Annotated in this window: 4 protein-coding genes and 1 tRNA gene; 3 read left to right on the forward strand and 2 right to left on the reverse strand. The window is 74.8% G+C overall.

Annotated elements, in window-relative coordinates; genetic code table 11:
• Positions 1 to 11 precede the first annotated feature (11 nt).
• Positions 12 to 482 (reverse strand): DUF4442 domain-containing protein, encoded by a 471-nt coding sequence (locus tag AA75_RS33705; protein WP_033824159.1) that lies wholly within the window; start codon positions 480 to 482, stop codon positions 12 to 14.
• A gap of 67 nt (positions 483 to 549) precedes the next feature.
• Complete coding sequence (locus tag AA75_RS33710) at positions 550 to 1,836, reverse strand: hypothetical protein (RefSeq protein WP_051813944.1); 1,287 nt, start codon at positions 1,834 to 1,836, stop codon at positions 550 to 552.
• 142 nt (positions 1,837 to 1,978) lie between these two features.
• Here AA75_RS33710 and AA75_RS33715 point away from each other — a divergent pair.
• The 3 genes from AA75_RS33715 to AA75_RS53810 all read left to right on the forward strand — a co-directional run bounded on the left by AA75_RS33715 (position 1,979) and on the right by AA75_RS53810 (position 6,354).
• A tRNA-Val gene (locus tag AA75_RS33715) sits at positions 1,979 to 2,050 on the forward strand.
• Between the two features lie 617 nt (positions 2,051 to 2,667).
• The gene (locus tag AA75_RS33720) at positions 2,668 to 4,083 is read left to right on the forward strand and encodes a helix-turn-helix transcriptional regulator (RefSeq protein ID WP_051813942.1); all 1,416 of its coding nucleotides are present in this window, start codon (positions 2,668 to 2,670) and stop codon (positions 4,081 to 4,083) included.
• A 177-nt stretch (positions 4,084 to 4,260) separates the two neighbouring features.
• Positions 4,261 to 6,354, forward strand: a complete 2,094-nt coding sequence (locus AA75_RS53810) for a BTAD domain-containing putative transcriptional regulator (RefSeq protein ID WP_051813943.1) — start codon at positions 4,261 to 4,263, stop codon at positions 6,352 to 6,354.
• Positions 6,355 to 6,500: the final 146 nt, after the last annotated feature.

Raw genomic sequence — 6,500 nt, forward strand, 5'->3', positions numbered from 1 at the left:
GGGGTTCGCGGTCAGGTGGTGGCGGGCTTGCGGCGGACGTAGATCTGCTTGCGTACGCGGGCCACCACCGTGCCGTCGGCCGCCAGGACCTCGGTGTCGAACCACACCAGCGCCTTCTTGCCCTCCGCGGTCAGTTCGCGGATCTCGGCCAGCCGGTCGTCGGTGAGGTGGAAGTCGGCGAAGATGTCCCCCCGGCCCGGCGAGACGAACTCGATCTCGGCGGCGCTGTCCCAGACCAGGTAGCCGGGCCCGAGGTTCTGCATCACCAGCAGCATCCAGAACGGGTCGGTCATCGAGAAGATCGAGCCGCCGAAGTGGGTGCCCACGTAGTTGCGGTTCAGGCGCCCGAGGCGCAGCCGGACCCGGGCCGTCCGGAAGTCCGGGTCGAGCCGGATGACCCGGATGCCGGCGAACAGGTAGGGCGGCCAGATGGTGAGCACGCGCCGGAAGGTGGACGCGGAGAGCTGTCTCTTTCGTGCCATGCGGTCACTCTAGCAAGCAAGTTACTCGCCGGTAGGGTGAGTCCGGTCCGGTGCCACCGGGCACCGGTCAGTGGCTGCCCCGGATCATCGCGACCACCTCGGCCGCCGTCCGGCGCACCCCCTCGAGCTCGGTCAGGAAGTGCCAGTAGTCCGGGTGCCGGCCCGCCTCCTCCAGCTGGGCCACCGCCCGGTCCAGCCGGCCGACCGCCGCGTCGAGCGGCGCCGCGTGCCGCGGGTCCGGCGTCTGGCGCCCCGACATCGCCAGCCGCTGCGCGTCCCGCAGCGCGAACCGGGCCCGGTCGATCTCCCGCTGCGGATCGTGCTCCACCTCGGTCAGCTGCCGCAGCCGGTCGGTCACCGCGGCCACCGAGCCCTCCGCGGTGTCCAGCAGCGCCCGGACCGTACCGATCGCCGCCGTCGCGTCCGGCCAGCGCTGCTCGTCGCGAGCCCGCACCGCCTCGGCCAGCTTCGCCTGCGCCGTCCGCACCGCCTCCGGGATCTGCGCCGGTACGTGCTGCAGGTCCTGCCAGCAGGCCACCGCGTACCGGCGGCGCAGCTCGCTCAGGGCCGGCTCCACCGTCGCCGAACGGGTCTCGAGGGCCTGGATCCTGGTCCGCAGACTGCCCACCCGGCGGTCGATCTCCCGTGCCTGCTCGGGCAGTTGCCCGGCCTCGTCGCGGACCGCGTCGGCGCGCCGCCGGACGTCCTCGGCCCGGCGCAGGGTGTCCTGCACGCCGTGCCGGCCCGCGCCTTCGTTCAGCCGGGTCAGCTCCGGGGCCAGCTCGGCCAGCCGGGCCGCCAGGTCGTCCGCCCGCATCCCGGCGTCACGGACCGACTCCAGCGCCGTGGTCGCCCCCAGCAGCGACCGCTTGGCCTGCTCGACCGCCGGGGTCACCTTCATCAGCTGGGCCTCGGCGCGGTCCACCAGCGGCTGCAGCCGGCCCAGGAAGCCGGTCAGCTCGCCCCGGGCGGCGTCGAGCTGCCGCTGCGCCTGCTCCAGTTGCTGCCGGGCCCGGGCGGCGGTCGAGGACTCCAGTTCCTCGGCCTCCAGGTCGTGCGCGTCGAGGGCCGCCAGGTAGCCGACGGTCACCTCGTCCACCCGGGCCGAGATCTGCTGGAAGTCGGCCCGGGTGCGCCGCACGGTCTGCTCGTCCTCGACGGCGCGGACCGTCTCGACCGCGAGCTGGACCTCGCGCTGGGTGGAGTCGAGCTCGTAGAAGGCCTCCTGGGCGGCATCCCGGGCGGCCTTCGCGTCCGCCCGCAGGTTGTCGCTCCGACGCCACCAGCCGCCCCGCCCGCCGCCACCGCCGGCCACCCTCACTCCGCGCTCCCTCTCCAGCTCCGTACGCCTCATCCGTGCGCCCATTCTTGCCGATCTCCGCACCCCACCGGCACCCCCGGGAGGTACCGCCCGCAAAAGGCGGCGGCACGGCGGCCGCCGGACCAGGTACTCTTGGCTGTCGCCGTACGGCCGGGCCACCGGATCCGCGGCACGCGGGCGCATAGCTCAGCGGTAGAGCGCCGCCCTTACAAGGCGGATGTCGGCGGTTCGAAACCGTCTGCGCCCACAGCAGGTGAACAGCACAGGAGCCCCGACCGTTCCCGGTCCGGGGCTCCTGTCGTTCCCGGACCGCGACGCCGGCGTGGACGGCCCGCGCCGGCCAGGCGCGCGTGGGCGCGCGGGGCGTGCCGTGGTGGGCGACGGGCCGCCCGGATACCGTCGCGCGACCTCGGCGATACGCCGGTGCACCACCATGGTCGAAGGCGGTGCGGCGACCGGTTGGCACGGGGCGATCCGGCAGCACTCCGCCTCTTTCAGGACGGCGGTAGCCGACCGGTCGGTGACCGGTCCGGCCTGGCACCACGGGGGAGTGGACAGGCCGGACCGCAGGTGCCCGATCGGGGGTGCCCGGCACGTGCGATCGGACCGAGGGTGGCACCCTCGATGAATCCGGTACGAACCGATGTCGGACGGCCGTTCGGACGTGGGTGCGCCGGTGGGACTTCTTCCGCCGGCGCACCCCTGTCGTTTCCCAGCTCCTGGCCCTGCGGGTGTGTCAGCCCCCGGCCGGTGCAGCACGACTGACGCGGCGACTTGTAGGTTGCCCTGGTCAGCTTGCGCCGTGCGGACGGGCACCCCGGCCCTCGCATCGCTGCGGCGTTCGAGTAGAGGCTAGGAGACGCGTTGGCTCGCAAGCCCCGCCCCATCGATCCGACCGAAGGCCCGCTCCAGGCGTTCGCGTACGACCTGAGAGCCGTGCGGGAGGATGCCGGGAGCCCGACCTACCGCGTTCTGGCCGCCCGCGCCGGGTTCGGCGCCACCACGCTCAGCGACGCCGCCGGTGGCGTGCGGCAGCCGAGCCTGGAGGTCACCCTCGCGTACGTCGGAGCCTGCGGTGGTGACGTCGAACTCTGGGAGCGTCGATGGCACGCCCTGGAACAGGAGTTGACCGAGCGTCGGGCGGAGACGGAGTCGGAGGCCCCGGCGGACGGTGATGCCCCGTCCGTTCCGGCCGCCCGGGCCGAACCGCGGTCCGAGTCGCGGCCGGAGCCCGAAGCCGAAGCCGAGTGCGGGCCGGAGCCGGAGCGGGGACGCGAGAAGGAACGGGAACGGGAACAGGATCGGGAGCGGATACCCGGGCCGACCGGCGGGCCGGTCGGCGCGGCAGTGGACGGGCTGGCCGACGACGGCGGCGAGGTGCTGCCCCCGGCGCTGGGTGACGGGCCCGAGGACGCCGTCGAGGCGGGCCGGTTCCGCCGGCTGCCGGCCGTCCTGACGGTGGTCGTCGTGGCGCTCGCCGTGGGCGTCAGTGCGCTGGTGCTGCCCAAGATGCTCGGCCGCTCGGCCTCGGGCGTCGCCGCCTCCGCCGGGGCGACGCCGAGCGCCACGGTGGTGCCGCCGTGCGCGGACTACGGCGGCTCGGGCGCGTTCTCCGGCACCACGTACCTCACCACCACCCGGGTACGGGCCCAGCCGAGCATCACGGCCGACACGCTGCAGCAGTACACGCCGGGTTGCCGGGTCGAGTTCATGGGCTACTGCATCGGTGAGGTGGTCAGCGACGGCACCTCGGGCACCCCGGACATGCGGTGGTTCCAGGTGCGCGGCGGCGGGGTCACCTCGTCGGCGGTCATTCACGGGAATCCGCCGAAGGGGATGAAGCCGACGGACTGTCAGGGCGGCGTGGGAATGCCGTCCGCGATATCCTTCACCGTCTCCCAGCCGATGGGTAGTATGGACACGGTGGAACTCCGGGCGTCCGGTGCACAATTGGGGATCGTGGGATATGCCGGGTATTTCGTGGCCGGCGGCCTGGCGGCGCCCAACCCGCAGTGGCAGCAGATCGGTTTCACCGACCAGAAGGACCATCCGAGCTTCGTGCAGACCTGGCGGCTCGGCCCGGTGCGGTCCGAGCTGGCGCTCAAGGGGGACATCACGGTCGTCGCGGTCGCCTGCATGGGCGGCGAGGGACCGACCGGCATCTACGACGCCCGGCACTACCGCCCCGGGGTCGAGGGAGAGCTGCCCGCCGCGGAGCTGAGTCCGGCCGAGGCGGCCGCGGCCTCGATCGCCGCCTGCGGGTTCCCCCGCACGGGCTGACCTCCTCGTACCCTCCCGAACCGGGACAGAACCGGCGCGGATTGTCCGTCATTGATTGACCGGAGGCTTGAGCGGCGCTGGACAACTCGCCCGCTCGATAGAAACGGAGGTGTTGATCGTCAGCGGTGATCCGGGCCCCGTCACTCCGGGGCCGGATCCCGGAGGGAGAGCCGGTAGATGGAGTTCTGCGTTCTTGGACCGCTGCTGGTCCGGGACGGTTCAGGCGTCCGTGTCGTCCCGGCGGCCAAACAGCGGGTGCTGCTCGCCGCCCTGCTGCTGCGGCCGGGACAGGTGGTGCCGGCCGACGTCCTGGCCGACACCATCTGGAATTTCGCCCCGCCGCCCAGCGCCGCCACCACCCTGCGCAACTACGTGATGCGGCTGCGCCGAGGCCTGGGGGAGGCCGGCGAGCGGATCGGGACGGGTGAGGGCGGCTATCTGATCGAGGTGGAACCGGGGGAGCTCGACATCCACCGGTTCGACGCGCTGCGGGCCCAGGGGGTGGCGGCGCTGCGCGAGGGGGAGTGCGAGCAGGCGGCCGGGCTGCTCCGGGCCGCGCTCGGGCTGTGGCGCGGGCCCGCACTGGCCGACGTGCCGTCCGACCTGCTGCACCAGTCCGAGGCGGACCGGCTGAACGAGGGGCGCCTGGACGTCGTCGAGGCGAGGGTCGAGGCCGAACTGCGGCTCGACCGCCACCCGGCCGTGGTCGCCGAACTGCGGGCGCTCACCGCGGAGCACCCCGGCCGCGAGCGGCTGTGGGCCCAGCTGATGACCGCGCTGTACCGCAGCGGCCGCCGCACCGAGGCGCTCAACGTCTACCAGCAGGTCCGCCGGACCCTGGTGGACGAGATCGGGGTGGAACCCGGTGCGGACATCCGCGAGGTGCACCAGGTGATCCTCCGGGACGAGCCGGTCGTCCCGCGCCGGGCCGCCCCGGCGATCGTGGCGGGTCCGGACGGGCCGACGGGCCCGGCCGCGCCGCATCGGGCGGCGGGGGTGAAGGGGTCGGCGGCGATCGGGGAGAACGCCGCCGGCCGGGAATTCACCGGAGGGGGGGAATCGCAGGGGGGATTGGCACCGGAGGATCGTGCAATTCCGGTGGTTCCGTTTCAGCTTCCGCCCGACATCGCGGATTTCACCGGCCGGGAGACGGAGATCCGGCGGATTTCCGAGGCCCTGGTCCAGGAGCGCGGCTGTCCCGCGGTGATCGCGGTCTCCGGTCAGCCGGGGGTGGGGAAGAGCGCGCTCGCGGTGCGGTCGGCACACCTGGCCGCGTCGGCGTTCCCGGACGGGGTGCTGTACGCCGAGCTCGGCGGGACGGGCACGGCGGTGGACCCCCGCGCGGTGCTGGCGTCCTTCCTGCTCGCCGTCGGGGTGGCCGCGGACGCCCTGCCCGCGGAGACCGGGGCCCGCGCCGCGCTCTACCGGTCGGTGCTGGCCGGGCGCCGGATGCTGGTCGTGCTGGACGACGCCCGCGACGGTGCCCAGGTGCGGCACCTGATGCCGGCGGACCCGGCCGCCGCGGTGCTGATCACCAGCCGCGGCCTGCTGGCGGACGTGGCCGGTGCCCGGCAGGTGGGGCTCGGCCTGCCGGCGGAGCCCGAGGCCAGGCTGATGTTCGGGCGGATCATCGGTCCGGAGCGGGCCGCGGCCGACCCGCGGGCGGCGGCGGACGTGGTGGCGGCCTGCGGCCGGCTGCCGCTGGCCGTCCGGGCGGGCGCGGCCCGGCTGGTCGCCCGTCCGGCGTGGAGCGTGCGCGACCTGGCGGACCGGTTGTCCGAGGGCGGCCGGCCGCTGGACGAGCTGCGGATCGGCGGTCTCGACGTGCGGGACAGCATCGCCCGCAGCCATGACGCGCTGGACCCGGACGAGGCCCGCGCGTTCCGGCTGCTGGCCTGGTCGGACGCGCCCGTGATCACGCTGGCGGCCGCCGCCGCGGCCCTGGGCGAGGCCACCGCCCGCGCCGAGGAACTGCTCGACCGGCTGGTGGACGCCCACCTGCTGGCCGCCCCGGCGCCGGGCCGCTACGGGTACCACCCGCTGCTGCGGTCGTTCGCCCGGGAGCAGAGCCTGCTCGACGACCCGGCGCGGCTGCGCGCCCGGGCCATGACCTGCTCGACCGTGACCGGACGGGCGGCGACCGCCGGGTACCCGGCCGAGGCGTCGGCCGCCCTGGCCGGCCGGATGTCCACCGCGCCGCGGGTACCCGCCCAGCGGCACCCCGGGTCCGGCTGCCCGACCTGCGCCCCGGTGGACGTGCGGGCGGCCTGAGCCCCGTACGGCGCCCACCGGTCGGACCGCCGGCCGACCCGCCCGGCGGCCGTCAGCGGTAGTCGCTCTCCCGGACCGGGCGTCCCACCGGGACCGTCCGCAGCCGGCGCGCGCCCAGCAGGATCGCCGCCGCGCGGCGGGCGGCC

Source organism: Kitasatospora sp. MBT63, assembly GCF_000710465.2.
Classification (GTDB): Bacteria; Actinomycetota; Actinomycetes; order Streptomycetales; family Streptomycetaceae; genus Kitasatospora.

Excerpts from the sequence above, each read along its gene's own strand:
- AA75_RS53810 (WP_051813943.1), top strand. The coding sequence starts at position 4,261 with ATGGAGTTCTGCGTTCTTGGACCGCTGCTGGTCCGGGACGGTTCAGGC.
- AA75_RS33705 (WP_033824159.1), bottom strand. The coding sequence starts at position 482 with ATGGCACGAAAGAGACAGCTCTCCGCGTCCACCTTCCGGCGCGTGCTC.
- AA75_RS33710 (WP_051813944.1), bottom strand. The coding sequence starts at position 1,836 with ATGAGGCGTACGGAGCTGGAGAGGGAGCGCGGAGTGAGGGTGGCCGGC.